This window comes from Polymorphospora rubra (genome assembly GCF_018324255.1).
Lineage (GTDB): Bacteria > Actinomycetota > Actinomycetes > Mycobacteriales > Micromonosporaceae > Polymorphospora > Polymorphospora rubra.
On the sequence record NZ_AP023359.1, the window covers coordinates 7822810 to 7842249 of the forward strand.

General features: G+C 73.7%; 11 protein-coding genes. 9 read left to right on the forward strand and 2 right to left on the reverse strand.

Annotated features, from left to right (window positions below):
- Positions 1-72 precede the first annotated feature (72 nt).
- Complete coding sequence (locus Prubr_RS34350; protein ID WP_425517965.1) at positions 73-579, forward strand: Lrp/AsnC family transcriptional regulator; 507 nt, start codon at positions 73-75, stop codon at positions 577-579.
- Complete coding sequence (locus Prubr_RS34355; protein ID WP_425517966.1) at positions 576-1442, forward strand: NAD-dependent protein deacetylase; 867 nt, start codon at positions 576-578, stop codon at positions 1440-1442. The genes Prubr_RS34350 and Prubr_RS34355 overlap by 4 nt, the downstream gene beginning before the upstream one ends.
- Here the strand turns inward: Prubr_RS34355 and Prubr_RS34360 are convergent.
- Positions 1439-2698, reverse strand: coding sequence for an ROK family protein (locus Prubr_RS34360; RefSeq protein WP_212819621.1), 1260 nt, complete (start codon positions 2696-2698; stop codon positions 1439-1441). The two genes, Prubr_RS34355 and Prubr_RS34360, sit on opposite strands and share 4 nt — an antisense overlap.
- 271 nt (positions 2699-2969) lie before the next feature.
- Between Prubr_RS34360 and Prubr_RS34365 the strand changes: the two genes are divergently transcribed.
- The 3 genes from Prubr_RS34365 to Prubr_RS34375 all read left to right on the forward strand — a co-directional run bounded on the left by Prubr_RS34365 (position 2970) and on the right by Prubr_RS34375 (position 7072).
- Positions 2970-6152: a PQQ-dependent sugar dehydrogenase gene (locus Prubr_RS34365; RefSeq protein ID WP_212819623.1), complete on the forward strand. Its 3183-nt coding sequence runs from the start codon at positions 2970-2972 to the stop codon at positions 6150-6152.
- 63 nt (positions 6153-6215) lie between these two features.
- Entirely contained in the window at positions 6216-6644 is a 429-nt protein-coding gene (locus Prubr_RS34370; RefSeq protein WP_212819625.1) for a helix-turn-helix domain-containing protein, read from the forward strand.
- Between the two features lie 5 nt (positions 6645-6649).
- Positions 6650-7072, forward strand: coding sequence for a VOC family protein (locus Prubr_RS34375; RefSeq protein ID WP_212819627.1), 423 nt, complete (start codon positions 6650-6652; stop codon positions 7070-7072).
- Positions 7073-7139: 67 nt separating this feature from the next.
- On the opposite strand, the gene Prubr_RS34380 is transcribed toward Prubr_RS34375, so the two are convergent.
- On the reverse strand, positions 7140-8546 hold the full coding sequence (locus tag Prubr_RS34380; protein WP_212819629.1) for a condensation domain-containing protein: 1407 nt from the start codon (positions 8544-8546) through the stop codon (positions 7140-7142).
- A gap of 357 nt (positions 8547-8903) precedes the next feature.
- On the opposite strand from Prubr_RS34380, the gene Prubr_RS34385 reads away from it, so the two are divergent.
- From Prubr_RS34385 to Prubr_RS34400, 4 genes are read left to right on the forward strand one after another with little or no spacing between them, the layout of a single operon-like run.
- Positions 8904-14498, forward strand: a complete 5595-nt coding sequence (locus Prubr_RS34385) for a non-ribosomal peptide synthetase/MFS transporter (protein ID WP_246568049.1) — start codon at positions 8904-8906, stop codon at positions 14496-14498.
- Between the two features lies 1 nt (position 14499).
- Positions 14500-16041 carry a class I adenylate-forming enzyme family protein gene (locus Prubr_RS34390; RefSeq protein WP_246568051.1) on the forward strand — a complete coding sequence of 514 codons (1542 nt, stop codon included), beginning with the start codon at positions 14500-14502 and terminating at the stop codon, positions 16039-16041.
- Entirely contained in the window at positions 16038-19136 is a 3099-nt protein-coding gene (locus Prubr_RS34395; protein WP_212819633.1) for a non-ribosomal peptide synthetase, read from the forward strand. Before Prubr_RS34390 ends, Prubr_RS34395 begins: the two co-directional genes overlap by 4 nt.
- Positions 19133-19405 carry an acyl carrier protein gene (locus Prubr_RS34400; RefSeq protein ID WP_212819635.1) on the forward strand — a complete coding sequence of 91 codons (273 nt, stop codon included), beginning with the start codon at positions 19133-19135 and terminating at the stop codon, positions 19403-19405. The genes Prubr_RS34395 and Prubr_RS34400 overlap by 4 nt, the downstream gene beginning before the upstream one ends.
- Positions 19406-19440 lie beyond the last annotated feature (35 nt).

Here is a 19440-nt window from a genome sequence, read left to right on the forward strand (position 1 = left end):
GCTCACGCTGTCGGATGATTGCCTCAACCTCGCCGGAAAACGCGGGACGGATGACCGACAGGAGCCCTCGCAATGAGCCAGATGTCCGCAGATGAGACTGAGGTCACCGCGGCACCGGGACGAACGGCACGGCCGCCGGACGACGTCGACCGCCGGCTGCTGGACGCGCTGGTCCGCGACGGCCGGGCGTCGATCCGTACGCTCGCCGAGCGGCTGCACATCTCCCGGACCAACGCGTACGCGCGGGTGGAGCGGCTGGTCCGCGACGGGGTGATCACCGGCTTCCACGCCCGGGTGGCGCCGGAGCCGGCCGGGCTGGGCACGTCGGCGTACATCGCGCTGCGGATCGAGCAGAACACCTGGCGGGAGGTGTCGGCGGCGCTGGCCCGGGTGCGCTACGTGGAGCACGCCGCGCTGCTCGGCGGCGACCACGACGTGCTGGTGCTGGTCCGGGCGCCGGACAACGCCGCCCTGCGCGACCTGGTCCTGGGGCGGGTCCAGGGCATCCCGGGCGTGCTGTCCACGACGACCTGGCTGGTCTTCGACGAGTTCGACGGCGTCGACACCCCGTGGACGTGAGGCAGCATGGGAGCGTGAGCGAACCGATCGACGCCCTGACGGAGCTGGTGGGGACCGGCGACGTCGTCGTCCTCAGCGGGGCGGGCCTGTCCACCGAATCCGGCATCCCGGACTACCGGGGGCCGAGCGGGGTGGCCCGCCGGCACACCCCGATGACCTACCAGACCTTCACCGGCGACCCGGACGCCCGGCGGCGTTACTGGGCACGCAGCCACCTGGGCTGGCGGACGATCGCCCGCGCCGCCCCGAACGCCGGGCACCGGGCGGTCGCCGACCTGGAGCGGGCCGGCGTGGTCACCGGGATCGTGACGCAGAACGTCGACGGGCTGCACCAGGCCGGCGGGGCCCGATCGGTGGTCGAACTGCACGGCAACCTGGACCGGGTGGTCTGCCTCGGCTGCGGCGCGGCCGGCCCGCGCGAGGAACTCGACGGGCGGCTGCGGGCGGCGAACCCGGAGTTCGCCGGGCGGGCGCTGGCTGTCAACCCGGACGGTGACGTCGAGCTGGGCGACGACGACGTGGCCCGGTTCCGCACCGTCGACTGTGCCGGCTGCGCCGGCGGGATGCTCAAGCCCGACGTGGTGTTCTTCGGCGAGACGGTGCCGCCGGGCCGGGTCCGGGACTGCTTCGAGCTGGTGGAACGGGCCCGGCTGCTGCTGGTGCTCGGCTCGTCGTTGACGGTGATGTCCGGCCGCCGGTTCGTGATCCGGGCCGACCGGCTCGGCATCCCGGTGGCGATCGTCAACCAGGGCCCGACCCGGAGCGACGGGTGCGCCACGCTGACGGTCGACGCGCCGCTGGGCACCGTCCTGCCCGAGCTGGTCCGCCGGGTGGGCGCGACCGCCTGCCTGCCGGGACGCTAGACCACGGCGTGGATCTCGTCGGCGTGCCCCAACGGGGTCGCGGCGTCGATCCAGAGTCCCAGCCGGCGGCGGGAGAAGAGCTTGTCGGCCACCATGACGGCGGCGCCGGCCAGGCCGGCCCGGTCACCGAGCAGGGACAGTTCGATCCGCAGGCCGCGGGTGGCCAGCGGGAGCGCGTACTGGTAGACCGCCCGCCGGACAGCGGCGAGCAGCGGGGCGCCGGCGGTGGCCAGGCCACCGCCGATCAGGACCAGGTCGGGGTTGTGGGAGTTGACCAGCCCGGCCAGCATCACCCCGACCCAGCCACCGGCCTGGTTGATCAGGTCGACGGCGACCGGATCGCCCTCGGCGGCGGCGGCGATGACGTCCGCGGCGCCGATCCCGCCGCCGGCGGCCTGGACCGCGGCGAGGTGCGGGCTGCGCCCGTCCGCCGCGGCGGCCGTACCCGCCCTGGCCAGGGCCCGTCCGCTGGCCAGGGCGGAGAGGCAGCCGGTGTGGCCGCACCAGCAGCGGACCGGTGACGTGGGATCGACCCGGACGTGGCCGACCTCGCCGGCCGCGCCCCGGGCGCCGCGGTGCAGCCGGCCGTCGCAGATCAGGCCGGCGCCGATGCCGGTGCCGATCTTGACCAGGATCAGGTCGCGGCATCCCCGGCCGAGCCCGGCGCGCAGTTCGCCCAGGGCCATCAGGTTGCACTCGTTGTCGGCCCAGACCGGTACGCCGTACCGGCGGGCGAGCCGGTCCCGGACCGGGTAACCGCCCCAGTCGACCAGGACCGGCAACTCGGCCGGTGCCCCGGTGGCCGCGTCGACCGGGCCGAGGACCCCGATCCCGGCACCCCAGATCCGCGGCCCGCCGGCGGGCCGGCGCGCGAGCAGTCCGTCGAGAAGTTCCTCGACCCGGCCGAGCACGGCGTCGGGCCCGTCGGACATCCGGGCCGGTTCGTGCCGCTCGTCGAGCAGGCGGCCGGCGAGGTCGGTCGTACCGACGCTGATGCTGGTCGCCCCGAGTTGGGCCACCAGCAGGTGTCCGGCGTCGGCGTGGAACCGCAGTTCGCGGGGGGCCCGGCCGCCGGTGGAGGGCCCGTAGTCGCCCTCGGCGACGAGCCCGGAGTCGGCCAGCTGGACCACCCGCTGGGTGACGACCTTGCGGCCGAGTCCGGTGCGCTGCACCAGCTCGGGCCGGGTGCGCGCGCCCTGTCGTACGAGGTCGAGCACTGCCACGAGCGTGTCCAGTTGCTCCGACGGTGGTGCCATCGCTCTGTTGCCCCCGAGTGTGACGCCGGACGACGACCGGAGGGGCGTCCGCTCCGCCGGTTCCGTCCTGACGAGGGTACGGCGTGCGGAGATATCGGGCCGCGGCCTGTTTACACGACCGAAAACTTCTCCTAGATTGATCACCACTTTGGTTCCCGGTGAACCAAAGTGAGTTCGAAAGGAACCTTACTTTTCGCATCGGCGTCCCTGCGAGGAGTCCGGATCCCGGCGTGGCACCCGGGATCGCCCCCTTCCCCTCGATCGGAGAGCCATGCCCGGACGACGCCGCCTCTTGGCGGCCCTGACCTCATCGGTCCTGCTCGCGGCCCTACTGCCGGCCGCCGCCGCGACCGCACACCCCGGCCCGCACGACGACCCACCGCCACCGGACGAGCGCTTCCAGAAGGTGCTCCTGGAGAACACCGGACTGACCCAACCGATGCGACTGTCCGTCACCCCCGACGGCCGCGTCGTCTACATCGAACGCGACGGCCGGGTGAAGGTCTGGGATCCGCAGACCCGCAACTCGGTGGTCGCCGGCTCCGTACCGGTCCGCGTCACCGGCGAACTCGGCATGGTCGGGCTCGCCCTGGCCCGCGACTTCGCGCAGACCGGCCACCTCTTCCTGCACTTCTCGCCCCCGCAGTGGGACACCACCTGGATCTCCCGGGTGTCGCGGTTCACCCTCGGCGCCGACAACACGCTCGACCCGGCTTCCGAGAAACTGGTCATCGACATCCCGCACCCGCGCGGGGTGGGCGGCGGGCACAGCGCCGGTGACCTGCTCGCCACCGAGGACGGATACCTGTTCATCGCCACCGGTGACAACACCAGTTGCTGCGCCTCGCGCGGCTTCCCCGGCACCGACGAGCGGCCCGGCCAGGCGAACGGCGACGCCCAGCGTACGTCCGCGAACACCAACGACCTCAACGGCAAGATCCTGCGGATCGTCCCGAAGGCCGACGGCGGCTACGACATCCCGGAGGGCAACCTCTTCCCGGTCGGCACCGACAAGACCCGCCCCGAGATCTACGCGATGGGCTTCCGCAACCCGTTCACCATCGGCGACTGGGACCCGGCGACCGGCCGGCTCTGGATGGCCGACTACGGACCTGACGCGGTGCTGCCCGACCCCGAACGCGGCCCGGCCGGGCACGTCCAGGTCTTCCTGATGGACGGCCCCGGCAACTACGGCTGGCCGTACTGCACGATGAACAAGGTCCCGTACAACGACTGGAACTACGTCGAGGACAAGCCCGGCCCGTGGTTCGACTGCGACGCCCCGGTCAACGACTCGCCGAACAACACCGGCCTGGTGAACCTGCCGCCGATCAAGGGATCGACGATCTACTACACGTACGACAGGCAGGAGTACTTCCCCGAACTGTTCGGCGGCGGCGCGATGGCCGGCCCGATGTACCACTACGACGCCGACAACCCGTCGACCACCAAGTTCCCGCAGTGGTTCGACGGCCGCCGGTTCCTCTACGACTGGACCACCGACTGGATCCAGACGACCGGCTTCGACGCGCAGGGTGCGCCGTACCAGATGCACGAACTGCTGCCCGACCTCGACTTCCGCAAGCCGATGGACATGGAGTTCGGCCCGGACGGAAGTCTCTACCTGCTGGAGTACGGCAACGGCTGGGGCGCCAGCAACGACGACGCCGGCATCTACCGGATCGACTACGTCGAGGGCAACCGGGCGCCGCTGGTGAGCACGTCGCTGAGCGCCGACTCGGGCGCGCTGCCGCTGACCGTACGCTTCGACGCGTCCGCCTCCACCGACCCCGACGGCAACGCGCTGACGTACGCCTGGGACTTCGACGGGGACGGCACCGCCGACGCCACCGGCGCCGTGGCGACCCACACCTACACCACCGCCGGCGAGTTCCAGCCCCGGGTGACCGTACGCGACTCCGGCGGCGCGGAGTCGATCGCCAACCTGTCCGTGGTCGCCGGCAACACCCGGCCGGTCGTCACCATCGAGACGCCCGTCGACGGCGGCTGGGCCGAGTTCGGCGAGAACCTGCCGTTCCGGGTCAGGGCCACCGACGCCGAGGAGGGCGTCATCGACTGCACGAAGATCAAGGTGGCGTACCAGCTCGGCCACAACAGCCACGGGCACCCGATGGCCGAGGCCACCCCGAACGCCGACTGCACCGGCGTGCTGGTGCCCGGCCGGGACGCCTCGCACGGTCCCGGCGCGTACGTCTTCCACGTGCTGGAGGCCAGCTACACCGACGGCGGCGGGGTGGCCGGCGCCCCCGCGCTGACCGGCTCCGGCGACATCGTCCTGCACCCGCGCCAGTACGCCGCCTCGACGTACCAGAAGGGCGAGGGCGTCGGCCTCTACACCGGGCAGCTCTTCGTGCCCGGCACCGGCAACTGGTTCATGTTTCCCCGGATCAACGTCGCGGGGATCACCCACCTCAACGTCGAGTTCGCCACCCGCCTGCCCGGGGTCAACCTGACCGTCCGGGCCGGCTCGCCGACCGGGCCGGTGGTGGCCACCTTCTCCAACGTGCCCGGCACCGGATCGACCTCGCTGTCCAACCGGGTCTACAAGTGGTTCGGCGCCCCGGTGCGCAACCCCGGCGGCGTGCACGACCTGTACTTCGTCGCCGACTGGACCGGCCAGACCCAGCCGGAACTGTTCGTCCGCGGCATCCAGTTCCAGACCACACCGACGGTGACCGCGACGGTGTCCCCGCCGGAGCCGACCGCCGGCTGGTACACCGGCGACGTCACGCTGACGTACGCCGGACTGACCGCCGGGCTGTGGACCGGGCAGCACTCCGTCGACGGCGGCACCACCTGGATCGACGCGGCCGCCGACGGCACCGCCACCATCGGCGACGTGAAGGGCCAGGTGCTCTACCGGGCCGTCGACCGGGCCGGCAACACCAGCCGGCAGCGCTCGCTGTGGCTACGGGTCGACCGGACCGGCCCGACGGTCGACGTCAGCGGGATCACCGACGGTGCGTCGTACGGCAACTCCGGCACCCTGACCCCGGACTGGACGGTCACCGACACCACCTCCGGCGTCGCAGGCAACACCAACCTGGCCCGGCTCGACGACCGGGAGATCCGGCGGGGCCGCACGATCCGGCTGGCCGACCTCCCGCCGGGCGAACACACCCTGGTCGTCACCGCCACCGACCGGGCCGGCAACACCACCACGAGGACGGTCCGGTTCACCACCACCACGTCGGTCGCCGACCTGCGGGCGCTGGTCGACGGCTACGCGGCCGCCGGCACCATCTCCGCCACCAGGGCGGGACAGCTCACCGGCAGCCTCGACCGGGTGGCGACCGCACTGGCCGCCGGTGACCGGGCCGGGGCGGTCGCCGCCCTGGACACCTTCCTCAACCAGGCCAACACCCTCAACGCCCCCGGGCCACGGGCGCAACTCGTCCGCGACGCCCAGGTCCTGATCGTCGAGATCCGCTGACCGTCGTGCGGGCCGGCCCGGCCGGGTCGGCCCGCACCGCCGTGCCTGTGGTCTGATCAGGGCATGAGCCGGGCCGTCGAGGAGACCAACCGCCGGCTGCTGCGCGCCCGCGACGCGATGGACCGGTCGTACGCCGAACCGCTGGACATCCCGGCGCTGGCCCGGATCGCCCTGGTCTCCGAGGCGCACTTCATCCGTTCCTTCCGCGCCACGTTCGGCGAGACCCCGCACCGCTACCTCCAGCGCCGCCGGGTGGAACGGTCGATGTCGCTGCTGCGGGAAACCGACCGCAGCGTCACCGACATCTGCATGGCGGTCGGCTTCAGCAGCCTCGGCACGTTCAGCCGGACCTTCCACGGGATCGTCGGCGAGTCGCCGAGCGCCTACCGGGCGCGGGCCGCCGTGACCGCCGCGCCGACCTGCTTCACCCGGCGCTGGATGCGACCGAGCAGTTTCGGAGAAGCGCCGGCCGGCGACCGGCCAATAGCGTGAACAGCATGTTGAACAGCATCCGACTCTCCCAGATCTACGTACTCGACCAGGACGAGGCGCTCGACTTCTACGTCGGCAAGCTCGGCCTGACGGTCCACACCGACGAGGACCTCGGCTTCATGCGCTGGCTCACCGTCTGCGTACCCGGCGAAACCGACCGGCAGATCCTGCTGGAGCGGCCCGGTCCGCCCGGCCTCGACCCGGCGACCGCCGACCAGGTCCGCGAGCTGGTGACCAAGGGCGCGACCGGCGGGACGCTCGGCTTCACCACCGACGACGCACAGAAGACGTTCGAGACGCTTCGGGACCGGGGCGTGGAGATCACCGACGAGCCGACGCAACGGCCGTACGGAACCGACTTCGGGGTGCGGGACCCGTTCGGCAACTCGATCCGCATCCTCCAGCCGCCGTCGGCGCCCGCGGCCTGACTTCGACGGACCGGACGCGGTGGACCACCGCGTCCGGCCGGGTGATCGCCGACCGGCGTGGTGCCGGTCAGGCGGCGGCCGGGCGCTGGCCGGCGGACCAGGGCCAGGGGACGTCGCGGAAGGCCGCCTCGACCAGCAGCCGCTCCAGGTCGAGCAGGAACTCCTCGGCGGGTCCGGGTGGCAGGTAGCGGGTGTTGACGGTGAGCACCACACCGAGCGCGCCCGGTACGTCGATCACCTGCATCCGGCACCGCCACAGGAACGCCGGCGGCGGGTCGAGCCAGGTGATCGTGGTACGGGCGGTCGCCGTACGCACGGTCGCCTCGTCCGGGGCCGGGCCGACGAAGCCGGGGTGGCGGGGCAGCCGGATGTCGTTGAGATAGCAGTACGGCTCCAGCACCGTCCGGGGATTGTGGCCCAGGTCGGCCATTGCCTGGTCGAGTGCCAGCGGGTCGTAGTAGGCGTACCGGTAGGCGTCCAGCGCCGCCGCGGCGGTGCGGTGGAGCAGGGCGGTGAAGTCGGGGCGGTCGGCGAGGTCGACGACGCACAGGCCGATCTGGTTGAGCTTGGCGACGGCGTCGCCGTACCCGGGTTGGAACCGGTTGCCGGCCATGGTGAGCACGCCGCAGGTGGCGGCGTCCTGCCGGGCGGCGACGACGGCGGTGGTCGCGGCGAGCAGGACGGTGGAGGTGCTCACCCGGTGCCGGCCGGCGACGAGGCGGGTGGCCAGGTCGAGCGCCTCGGAGGTCAGCAGCGCCTGCCGGTACGGCGGTTCGAGCGCCGGCCCGACCGGGTCGAACATGCTCGCCGGCAGCCGCCGGAAGCCGTCGCTCCAGTGGGCGACGGACCGGGTGGAACGGTGCCGTTCCCGGCCGGCCTCGCGGCGGGCGACGTCGATCGTCTGGAGGCCGGCGGGACCGGACACCGTGCCGCGTAGGAGGAGTTGCCGCAGGTCACGCAGGACGATCTCGGCGCCGTGGAAGTCGACGGTGCCGTGGCTGAAGACGATCACGAGGTGCCGTACCCGGTCGTCGACGACGACCAGGGCGACCCGCAGCGGCCATTCCTCGGCGAGGTCGAACGGGGTGGCACCGAGCCGGTCCATCAGTTCGCGCGCGGTGGCGGCGCCGCCGTCGGGGTCGTCGCCGCCGTCGGCGACGAGCAGCGGCAGCCGACCGTGCTCGGCCGCGACCTGGACGGGTTCGCCGTCGACGGGGCGGATCCGGGTACGCAGCGACTCGTGCCGGCCGACCAGCGCGCCGAGGGCGGCGGCGACGGCCGGTACGTCGGCCGGGGCGCGGGACGGGACGCTGATGCGGCGTGGCAGGTGGAGGAAGATGCCCTGGCCCGCGAGGTCGGCCGGGGAGCGCCACATCGACCGTTGCCCCCAGGTGAGCGGCGCGGTCGCCGACCTCGCTCCCTGAAACGGTGCGTGGACGATCTCGCCCGTCACCAGGTCTGTCGGCACCTTCACCCGCTCATGTCGACCGTCCCCGCCGGCATCGTCGCGTCGCCGGGGCCCCACATCACAACACAGCCGGGTCGCGGTCGACAACACCGGTCCCGGTGACGCCCGGGCGACGACCGTCTTAATTTCGGTCCTATATGGATGGAATCGATGGTTCGGGTTCAATGTGGTGCGCCGTTCGGCCGATCCCACCCAGGGTGGTAGGCCAGGCACACTGCGAAGCGGGTCACCGGGAAGACCCGTCATTGATGATCAACTACGCCGCCGGCACGCGGCACACCACCGGTGTGTCCGGCGAAATGAGGGCAAACGGTAATGACAGGTGTCGACCTACCAACCCGTCCCGAGGCCGCACCTGAACGGGTGATCCCGGAAGTGGCACCCGGGGCCGCGCCGCCGTCGTTCGGGCAGGAACGACTGTGGTTCATGGAGCAGTTCGCCCCGGGCACGGCCGCCTACGTGATCCCCTCGACGATCCGGCTGCGCGGACCGCTCGACCCCGACCTGCTACGGAACGCGTTCGACGCGGTCGCCGCGCGGCACGACAGCCTGCGGATGCGGTTCACCCAGACCCCCGACGGCCGGCCGGTGGTCGAGGTCGCCGACACCGTACGCGTCCCCGTACCGGTGGTCGCCGCCGACGACGAGGACCACGCCCGCGCCCTGGTGGCCGACGCCGCGCGGCAGCCGTTCGACCTGACCGTCGCCCCGCTGGTGCGGGCCCTGGTGGTCCGGCTCGGCCCCGACGACCACCTGCTGCACGCCGCCACCCACCACATCGTCAGCGACGGCTGGTCGCAGGACCTGCTGTTCGCCGAGGTCGCCGCGCACTACGCCGCGGCCCTGGGCGGCGATCCGGTGCCGCCCGGGCCGGCCACCCGCTACACCGACTACGCCGCCTGGCAGCGCGACCGGGCCGACGGGCCGGCCGCCGCCGGCGAACTCGACTACTGGCGCGAGGCGCTCGCCGGCGTACCGCCGCTGGACCTGCCGACCGACCGGCCCCGCCCGGCCGAGCAGCGCTACGACGGCAGGTCGCACCACTTCCAGCTCGACGCCGAACTGACCGACGGGCTCCGGCGGCTGGCCCGCACCCGGCGCGCCACGCTCTACATGACGCTCCTGGCCGGACTCCAGGCGGTGTTCTTCCGCTACACCGGGCAGCGCGACTTCGCGATCGGATCACCGGTCGCCGGCCGGGTCGTCCCCGAACTGGAAAACATGATCGGCCTGTTCGTCAACACGCTGGCGCTGCGCGCCGACGTGTCCACCGACGACGGTGCCGAGCCCAGTTTCGCCACCCTGCTCACCCGCACCCGGGGTACCGCGATCAAGGCGCTGACCCGCCAGCAGGTGCCGTTCGAGCGGCTGGTGCAGGAGCTGAACGTCACCCGCGACGTCAGCCGTACCCCGGTCTTCCAGGTCCTCTTCGCCCTGCAGAACTACCAGCGCGGCGCCAAGCGGTGGCCGGCCGGGCTCACCGTGGAGCCGTTCAACACCCGGGTCCGCAGCGCCCGCTTCGACGTGTCCTGCTATCTCACCGAAACCCCCGACGGGATCCGGGGCGAGTTCCTCTACAACACCAACCTCTTCGACGCCGACACCGCCGGCCGGCTCGCCGCCCACTACGTCAACCTGCTGCGGGCCGCGGTCGCCGCCCCCGACCGGCCGCTGGTCGACCTCGACCTGCTCGACCCGGCCGAGCGCGAGCGGGTGCTCGGCTTCGCCACCGCACCCGAACCGCGGCCGGCCGCCGCGGGGACCCTGGCCGACCTGGTACGCCGGCACGCGACCGACACCCCGGACGCCCCGGCGGTGGTCTGCGGCGCCGACTCGATCACCTACCGGGAGCTGGACCGGCGCGCCAACCGGCTCGCCCACCACCTGCGCGGACGCGGCATCGGCCCGGACCACCTGGTCGGCGTCTGCCTGGAGCAGTCGGTCGAGCTGGCGGTGGCGCTGCTCGCCGTACTGCGGGCCGGTGGCGCCTACGTGCCGCTCGACCCGGAGCAGCCGCCGGCCCGGCTGGCCACCATGCTCGCCGACGCCGGGCTGTCCCTGCTGCTGACCGGCAGTGACCTGCGCGAGCCGCTCGCCGCGGCCCGCGCCGGACTGCCCGCCGGGGCGGTTCCCGAACCGGTCTGCCTCGACGGGATCCGCGCCGAGATCGACGCCAACCCGGACGGCCCGCCGGACGGCGGCCCCGCCCCGGACAACCTCGCGTACGTCATCTACACCTCGGGCTCGACCGGCACCCCGAAGGGTGTCGCGGTCGCCCACCGCCAGGTGGTCAACTACCTGGCCGACGTACGCCACCGCTTCGAGATCACGCCGGCCGCCCGCTACGCGCTGCTCCAGTCGATGTCGTTCGACTTCAGCGTCACCGTGTTCTACCTGGCGCTGTCCACCGGCGGCGTCGTGCACCTGGTTCCGCGCCGGTGCACCGGCGCGGAACTCGCCGACGAACTGGCCCGCAACGACATCGACTACATCAAGATGACGCCGTCGCACCTGGCCGCGCTGGCCGCCGACACCGGCGCCGGTCCGCTGCTGCCGCGCCGGGCGCTGATCCTCGGCGGCGAGGCGTCCGACCTGGAATGGGCCGCCGGCCTCGCGGCCGGCCCCACCGCCGTCCTCAACCACTACGGCCCGACCGAGGCCACCGTCGGCATCACCACCGACCGGGTACGGCCCGACGACGCCGGCCCCGGCATGGTCCCGATCGGCCGGCCGCTGCCGCACGCCCGGGTGTACGTGCTGGACGCCACCGGACGGCCCGCCCCGATCGGCGTACCCGGGGAGATCTTCCTCGGCGGTGACCGGCTGGCCCGCGGCTACCTGGGCCGGCCCGACCTGACCGCGCAGCGGTTCGTCGCCGACCCGTACGGCCCGCCCGGCGCCCGGATGTACCGCACCGGTGACCTCGGCCGGTGGCTGCCCGACGGCCGGCTGGCGTTCCTCGGCCGCGGCGACCACCAGGTCAAGCTGCGCGGCTACCGGGTCGAGCTGGGCGAGGTCGAGGCGGCGCTGCGCGACGCGGCCGGCGTCGGTCAGGCGGTCGTGGTGCTGCGCGACGACCGGCTCGTCGGCTACCTGGAACGGGCCGCCGACGGTGCCGACGTCGAGCCCGCCGAGCTGCGGCGCCGGCTCGCCGACCGGCTGCCGGAGTACATGATCCCGGCCCGCTACGTGTGGCTGGACCGGCTGCCGCTGCAGGACCACGGCAAGGTCGACCGCAGGGCGCTGCCGGAACCGGTCGACGACCGGCCGGCCGGCGAGCGGGTGCCGCCGCAGGGGCCGGTGGAGTCCACGATCGCGCGGGTCTGGGAGGAGATCCTGCGCCTGCCCGAGGTCGGCGTCACCGACGACTTCTTCGAACTCGGCGGGCACTCGCTGCTGGCCACCCAGGTGGTCGCCCGGCTGCGCCGGGAGCTGCCGGCGGCCACCGGCACCGAGCTGCGGCCGCTGAGCGTCATGGACCTGTTCAAGCACCGCACCGTACGCGAACTCGCCGGCCTGGTCACCGGGGACGCGGGGCAGGCCGGGGGGCTGCTGCACGAGCTGACGCCCGCCGTACCGGCCGGGCAGGTGGTCCGGTCGCTGGTCTGCGTGCCGTACGGCGGCGGCAGCGCGGTGGTCTACCAGCCGCTCGCCGAGGCACTGCCGGCCGGCCACCGGCTCTATTCCGTGGCGGTGCCCGGGCACGACATCGGGCTGGAGGACGAGCCGGCCCCGATCGAGGAGGTGGCCCGGGCGGTCGCCGACGAGGTGCTGGCCACCGTCGACGGGCCGCTGGTCCTGTACGGCCACTGCGGTCCCGGTGGCGCGCTCGCCGTCGAGGTGGCCCGGCTGCTCGAGGCCGCCGGCCGCGACCTGGACGCGATCTACCTCGGCGGGGTCTTCCCCTTCGGCCGCCCGGTCGGCGGGGTGCTCGGCCCGCTGATGCGGCTGCGGATTTCCGAACGGATCCGCAGCGACCGGATCTACCGCACCTGGTTGCAGGCGCAGGGCGCCGACATCGGGGCGCTCGACGCCGACCAGGCCGCGTTCCTGATCCGGGCGATGCGGCACGACGCCGAGGTGTCCGAGGACTACTTCACCGCGCTGATGCACCGCAAGGTCACCCCGCTGCGGGCGCCGATCGTGTCGGTCGTCGGCGACCGCGACCGGGGCACCGAGTGGGCCGAGGAACGCTACCGGGAGTGGCACTTCCTCAGCGACCGGACCGCGCTGGTGTCGATCGACGAGGGCGGACACTACTTCCTGAAGTACCGGGCCGAGGAGCTGGCCGAGATCGTCACCACCGTCGACGGCCGGCTCGACGGGCCGGTGCCGGAGTCGCCGGCGGACGGTGGACCGCCCCCGGCCGGGGCGGCGGCACCGGACGGCACCGACCCGGACGACGGCGGCCCCGACGACGGCCTCGAACCGGCGTGGCGGCTGGTCGAGGTGTCCCGCCGGGACGGCTCTCCGACCCCGGCGAAGTCCGCCACGGACGCGAAGGTCGCCGCCCGCAAGGCGCGCCGGGAGCCGGCGCCGAGCATGAAGCGGTTCGGGCTGGTCGCGGCCGGCCAGATCGTCACGATGGCCGGCACCGCGCTGACCAGCTTCGCCGTACCGCTGTGGATCTTCATCGAGACCGGGTCGCTGGCCCGGTTCGCGCTGTTCTCCGTACTCGGGTTGGTGCCCGGCCTGGTCATCGCGCCGTTCGCCGGGGCCCTGATCGACCGGACCAGCCGGCGCCGGGTCATCCTGCTCGCCTGCTGCGCGGCCGGCGTCGCCAAGCTGACCGTCACCGGGCTGCTGCTCACCGACCGGGCCGAGACCTGGCACTTCTACGTACTGGTCGGCTGGCTGTCGGTGACCCTGGCGTTCCAGCGGCTGGCGTTCGTGTCGGCCGTCCCGCAACTGGTGCCCAAGCGCTTTCTCGGGCACGCCAACGGCGTCGCGCAGATGGCCACCGGACTCACCCAGTTCATGGTGCCGCTGGTCGCGGTCGCCCTGCTGGAGGCGATCGGCCTGGACGGCATTCTCGTCGTCGACGTCGTGACGTACGCTCTCGCGATCGTGATCCTGCTCGCCATCCGCTTCCCCCGCACCATGGCCCTGCGCCGCCGGGAGACCCTCACCGCCGAGATCGTCGGCGGGGTGCGCTACTCGCTGCGCCGCCGCGAGTTCCGCGCCATGCTGGCGTTCTTCGCCACGCTCAACTTCTTCCTGTTCCCGGTGCTGTTCCTGCTCTCCCCGCTGGTGCTCGGCTTCGCCGACCTGGCCGAGGTGGCCCGGATCGCGATCGTCGGCGGGATCGGCGGCGCCTGCGGCGGCCTGGTGATGCTGGTCTGGGGCGGGCCCCGGCACTACCGGATGCGGGCGGTGCTGATCGGCACCCTGGCCATCGCCGCCGCCTGCGTGCTGACCGGTATGCGGCCGTCGCTGGTCGTCATCGGCGCCGGCGCGTTCGGCATGTACTTCGCGCTCGCCCTGGTCAACGGCATCTACAACACCGTCGTGCAGACCAAGGTGCCGCAGCGCTTCCACGGCCGGGTCTTCGCGCTCAACCAGATGGTGGCCTCGTCCACGATGCCGATCGGCTGGGGAATCGTCGCCCCGCTGGCGTCGACGGCGGCCGAGCCGCTGCTGCTGCCCGGCGGCGCGCTGGCCGGCAGCGTCGGCGCGGTGATCGGGGTCGGCCCCGGCCGCGGCATCGGCCTGCTCTACCTCGTCTTCGGCCTCGGCATCGCGGCGACCGCGGCGATCTCGATGCGGACCCGGATCCTGTCCCGATTCGACGACGAGGTCCCCGACGCGCCACCGGAGGACGTGATCGGGATCGAGACCCGGCGGGCCCGGGCGGTACCCGGGCCACGCCGGCCGGCCGACGACGACCCGACCGGACCGGCGGGCGACGACAGTGCCGACCCGGCCCGGCGGCCGGTGTCGATGGCGAGCGGGGGCTGAGATGGCATCCACGGTCACCCCGGCCCGGCGCGCCGCGCGTACGGTGCCGGACCTGCTCGCCTGGCGGGCCGAGGCGCACCCCGACCGGGTGGCGATCGAGGTGCACGGTGTCGCCACGCTCACCTTCGCGGCATGGGAGTCGGCGGCCGGCGCGGTCGCCGCCGCCCTGCACCGGCGTGGCGTACGCCCCGGCGACCGGGTCGGGCTGGTCTTCGGCGCCCGCGACTGGGTCGACTTCGCGGTCGCGTACTGCGGGGTGCAGCGGGCCGGCGCGGTCTCGGTGCCGCTGTCCGACCGGCTGGCGCCGGGGCAGCTGCGGCACGCCCTGGACCACTGCGAGGCGGTCGCGGTGCTGCACGCCGGTGCCGCCGGTGCCGGGCCGGACGGGGGCGGCGGGCTGCCGGCATACACCGTGACCGAACTGTCCGGCGAGCCGGTCGACGACGCGTCGGCGGTCGGGCACCGGGTCCGGCCGGGCGACCTGGCGCAGATCCTCTACACCTCGGGCACCACCGGGCGGCCCAAGGGGGTCGGCGCGACGCACGCCAACCTGACGGTGCACGCGCCCAACCACCCGCGCCGGCTGGCGCTCGGCCACTCCGAGCGCTTCCTGCACGCGTTCGCGATCGGCACCAACGCCGCGCAGACGATGCTGTTCAACGCACTGGCCGCCAAGCCGACGGCGTTGACGCTGGCCCAGTCCACGCCGGGCCGGTTCGCCCGGCTGATCGCCACGCCCGGCACCGGCACGGTGTTCCTGGTGCCGTCGATGGCGATCGAACTGCTGGACTCCGGTGCGCTGTCCGGCCGCGACCTGTCACACGTACACCTGATCGGGTCGACGGCGGCGGCGCTGCCGCCGGCGGTCGCGGCCCGGCTCGCGGCGGCGTTCCCGTCGGCGGCGGTGGTCAACTACTACTCGTCGACCGAGGCCGCCCCGGCCCAGACCACGATGATCTTCGATCCGGCCCGCCGGGACGCGGTCGGCAAGGCGGTCGGCGGCACCCTCATGATCGCCGACGACGCCGGACAGCCGCTGCCGGCCGGCGAGACCGGCCACGTCTGGCTGCGCTGCGACCACCCGCGCGCCTACTACCGTGACGCCGAGGCCAGCGCGGCCACGTTCCGCGGCGAGTGGGTACGGATGGGCGACATCGGCCGGCTCGACGCCGACGGCTACCTCTACCTCACCGACCGGCACCAGGACGTGATCAAGTCCGGGGCGTACAAGATCTCCAGTCTGGAGGTCGAGGCGGCGCTGCACGAGCACCCGGCGGTCGCCGAGGCGGCCGTGGTCCCGATCCCCCACCCGGTCCTCGGGTCGGCCGTCGCCGCCGTCGTGGTGGCCCGCCCGGACGCCCCGCCGGCCGACCTGGAACTGCCCGCGCTGCGCGGCTTCCTCGCCGGCCGGCTCACCGACTACCAACTGCCCACCCGGGTGCTCCTCGTCGAGGACCTGCCGCGCAACGAGGGCGGCAAGGTCGTCAAACGGGAGCTGATCACCCGCTTCGAAACCCAGGCCGAAACTCAGGAGGGTCCGTGACCACCGCCGAGGCGACGTACGCCCAACACGCCGTCTGGTTCACCGAGCAGGCCGGGGTCGCCGGCACCGCCTACCACATGGCGCTCGGGATCCACTTCGACGGCGCGCTCGACGAGCGGGCGCTGACCGAGGCGTGCACCGCCGTCACCGCCCGCCACGAGGGACTGAGCACCGCGGTCGAGACCGGCGCCGACGGGGTGCCGCACCTGGTGACCGCCACCGAGAAGATCACCCTGGCCGGCGGCCCGCTCACCGACGACCGGGTCCGGGCCGAGATCGCCCGGCCGTTCGACCCGCGCCGGGGACCGCTGGCCCGGTTCACCCTGCTGACCGGCGCCGCGGACCGGCACCTGCTGCTGGTGACCGCCCACCACCTGGTCTTCGACGGCATGTCCAAGGACGTACTGGCCCGCGACCTCGCGCACGCGTACGACGCCGCCGTCGCCGGCCGCCCCGCCGACCTCGGGCCGGCTGCCGACCACAGTGGACACGCGGCCGCCGAACGGGACCGGGTCGCCGCCGCGCTGCCGGCCGCCCGCGACTACTGGGCGAGCCGGTGGACCCCGCCCGGCGACGTCGTTCTGCCCGGTCTGAGCCGCCAGCCGGTCGCCGCCGCGCCGGGCGCCACCGTCGAGTTCGACCTCGACGCCGACCTGGTCGCCGGCACCGCACGGCTCGCCGCCGACCTCGGCGTCAGCCGGTTCGAGCTGCTGCTGGCCGCCGTCCACGCCCTGCTGCACCGGTACGGCAACGAGGCGCTGCCGGTCGGCGTGGGCCTGTCGACCCGTACGGCGGAGACGGCCGGACAGATCGGCCTGTTCGTCAACGAGCTGCCGGTGCCCGCCCCGGCGCCGGACGCCACCTTCCGGGCCTACGCGTGCGCCCTGCGCGCCGAACTGCGCCAGCTCTACAGGCACCGGGACGTGCCGCTGGCGCAGGCGGTCAGCGGGCTGCGCCCGGCCACCGCGCTGACCCCGGTCTCGGTCGGCTACCGGCGCCGTGCCCCCGAGCCGGCGTTCACCGGCGTGGCCACCACGATCGACTGGACGGTCTTCGGCGGCACCGCCCGCAACGCGCTGCACGTGCAGGTCGTCGACAGCGGCACCGGCCTGACCGTCGGGCTCCAGCACAACCCGGACGTGATCCCGACCGACGCGGTGGCCCGGATCGGCGCCCACCTGCGCACCCTGCTCGCCGGGGCGGTCGCCGCCCCGGACCGGGCCGTCGACGAACTGCCCATCCTGCCCGACCGCGAACTCGACCTGGTGTTGGAGATCTTCAACGGCACCGCCCGCGACTACGCCGCCGACAGTGTGCCGGCCCGGTTCGCCGAGCAGGTACGGCAGCGTCCCACCGACATCGCCCTCGTCGACGGGGACCGGGAGTTGACGTACGCCGGGCTGGACGCGGTCAGCGGCCGGCTCGCGGCGGCGCTGCGCGACCGTGGGATCGGCGCCGGTTCGCTGGTCGCGGTCGGGCTGCACCGCTCGTGGACCGCGGTGGCGACGCTGCTCGCCGTGCTGCGCTCCGGTGCGGCGTACCTGCCGGTCGACCCGGACCTGCCGGCGGCCCGGCAGGCGGCGATCCTCGCCGACGCGGCCCCCGCCCTGGTCGTCACCACCGCGACCACCACGACGGCCGACGTCGCCGCGGAACTGGCCGGCGGACCGGCGGTGCTGCCGGTCGACGACCTCGACACCATGCCGGAGCCCGCCGGCCCCGAGGTCACCGCCGACCCGGCCGGCACCGACCTCGCGTACGTGCTCTACACCTCGGGCTCGACCGGCCGGCCCAAGGGTGTGCGGGTGCCGCACGCCGCGCTGGCCAACCTGCTGTACGCCATGGGCGACGCGCTCGACAGCCGCCCGACCGACCGGTGGCTGGCGCTGACCTCGATGTCGTTCGACATCTCGCTGGTCGAGATGTTCCTGCCGCTGGTCACCGGTGGCCGGGTCGTCGTCGCGGCCGGGGTCAGCGCCGCCGACGGTGCCGCCGTCGTCCGGCTGGTCGAGGCGTACGCGGTGACGAACGTGCAGGCGACCCCGTCGGGCTGGCGGGTGCTGCTCGCGGCCGGCATCGGCGGCGACGACCGTGACCTGGTCGCCCTGGCCGGCGGCGAGGTGCTGCCGACCGCGCTGGCCCGCGAGCTGCACGACCGGGTCGCCCGGGTGGTCAACGGGTACGGCCCGACCGAGGCGACGATCTACGCCACCACCGAGGAGGTGACCCGGGGCCGGGAGGTGACCATCGGCCGGCCGGTCGCCAACGCCCGCGCCTACGTCCTCGACCCGCGGCAGCGGCCGCTGCCGATCGGCGTACCCGGGGAGCTGGTCCTCGGCGGCGCCGGAGTGGCCGACGGCTACCTCGGACGGCCCGAACTGACCGCCGAACGGTTCCTCGACGACCCGTACGACGCACCGGGCGGGCGGCTCTACCGCACCGGCGACCTGGCCCGCTGGACCACCGACGGACGGCTGGAGTTCCTCGGTCGCGCCGACCACCAGGTCAAGATCCGCGGCCACCGGGTCGAGCTCGGCGAGATCGAGACGCGACTGCTGGAGCACACGGGCGTCGCCGGCTGCGCGGTCACGCTGCGCGACGGCGACGAGGGCGACAGCCGGCTCGTCGGCTACGTGGTGCCGGCCGGTGCCGAGCCCGATCCGGCCGCGCTGCGTGCCCACCTGGCGCAGACGCTGCCGGCGGTGATGGTCCCGGCGACCTGGGTGTTCCTCGACACCCTTCCGCTGAACCCGAGCGGGAAGCTCGACCGGGCGGCGCTGCCCGCCCCGGCCCGCGAGCGGGCCGAGCCGGCCACGGCCGGCCCGGACGCGGCGGTGGGTACCGGTCCGGACGACGACGCGCCGGTCGTCGACGAGGTGGTCGAGGAGATCCGGACGATCTGGCAGGACGTGCTCCAGATCGACGATATCGGTCTCGACGAGGACCTGTTCGACCTCGGCGGCCACTCGCTGACCATCACCAGGATCAGCAGCCGTATCCACCAACGTCTGGGAGTTGAATTGTCACTGGAGGTCTTCTTCGAAATGCCCACGATCGCGGAGATCGCCGAAGTGGTCCGGGAGGCCCGCGGATGACCGCGCCCAGCCCCCTGCACCAGCGGCTCGCCGAACTCGTCAACGAGGCGACCGGCGGCTCGGTTCCGGTCGCCGAGGCGCTGGCCGGCGACGTTCCGCTGGTCGCGCTCGGTCTGGACTCACTCGGACTGCTGCGGCTGATCGATGCGATCGAAACCGAGTACGGCGTCGAGATCGATCTCCAGGGCAACACCGGCAGCCTCGACGAGATCGCCGCCCACCTGGCCGAACGGGTTTCCGCGACCGCTCCGACGGCCCGGCTAACGTAGGAGACAGCCGCCGGATGTCGGCCCGATACCGGCTC

Bases quoted from the DNA above. Each gene is read 5' to 3' on its own strand.
- Prubr_RS34370 (WP_212819625.1), top strand. From the start codon at position 6,216: ATGAGCCGGGCCGTCGAGGAGACCAACCGCCGGCTGCTGCGCGCCCGC.
- Prubr_RS34390 (WP_246568051.1), top strand. From the start codon at position 14,500: ATGGCATCCACGGTCACCCCGGCCCGGCGCGCCGCGCGTACGGTGCCG.
- Prubr_RS34360 (WP_212819621.1), bottom strand. From the start codon at position 2,698: ATGGCACCACCGTCGGAGCAACTGGACACGCTCGTGGCAGTGCTCGAC.
- Prubr_RS34375 (WP_212819627.1), top strand. From the start codon at position 6,650: ATGTTGAACAGCATCCGACTCTCCCAGATCTACGTACTCGACCAGGAC.
- Prubr_RS34350 (WP_425517965.1), top strand. From the start codon at position 73: ATGAGCCAGATGTCCGCAGATGAGACTGAGGTCACCGCGGCACCGGGA.
- Prubr_RS34400 (WP_212819635.1), top strand. From the start codon at position 19,133: ATGACCGCGCCCAGCCCCCTGCACCAGCGGCTCGCCGAACTCGTCAAC.
- Prubr_RS34365 (WP_212819623.1), top strand. From the start codon at position 2,970: ATGCCCGGACGACGCCGCCTCTTGGCGGCCCTGACCTCATCGGTCCTG.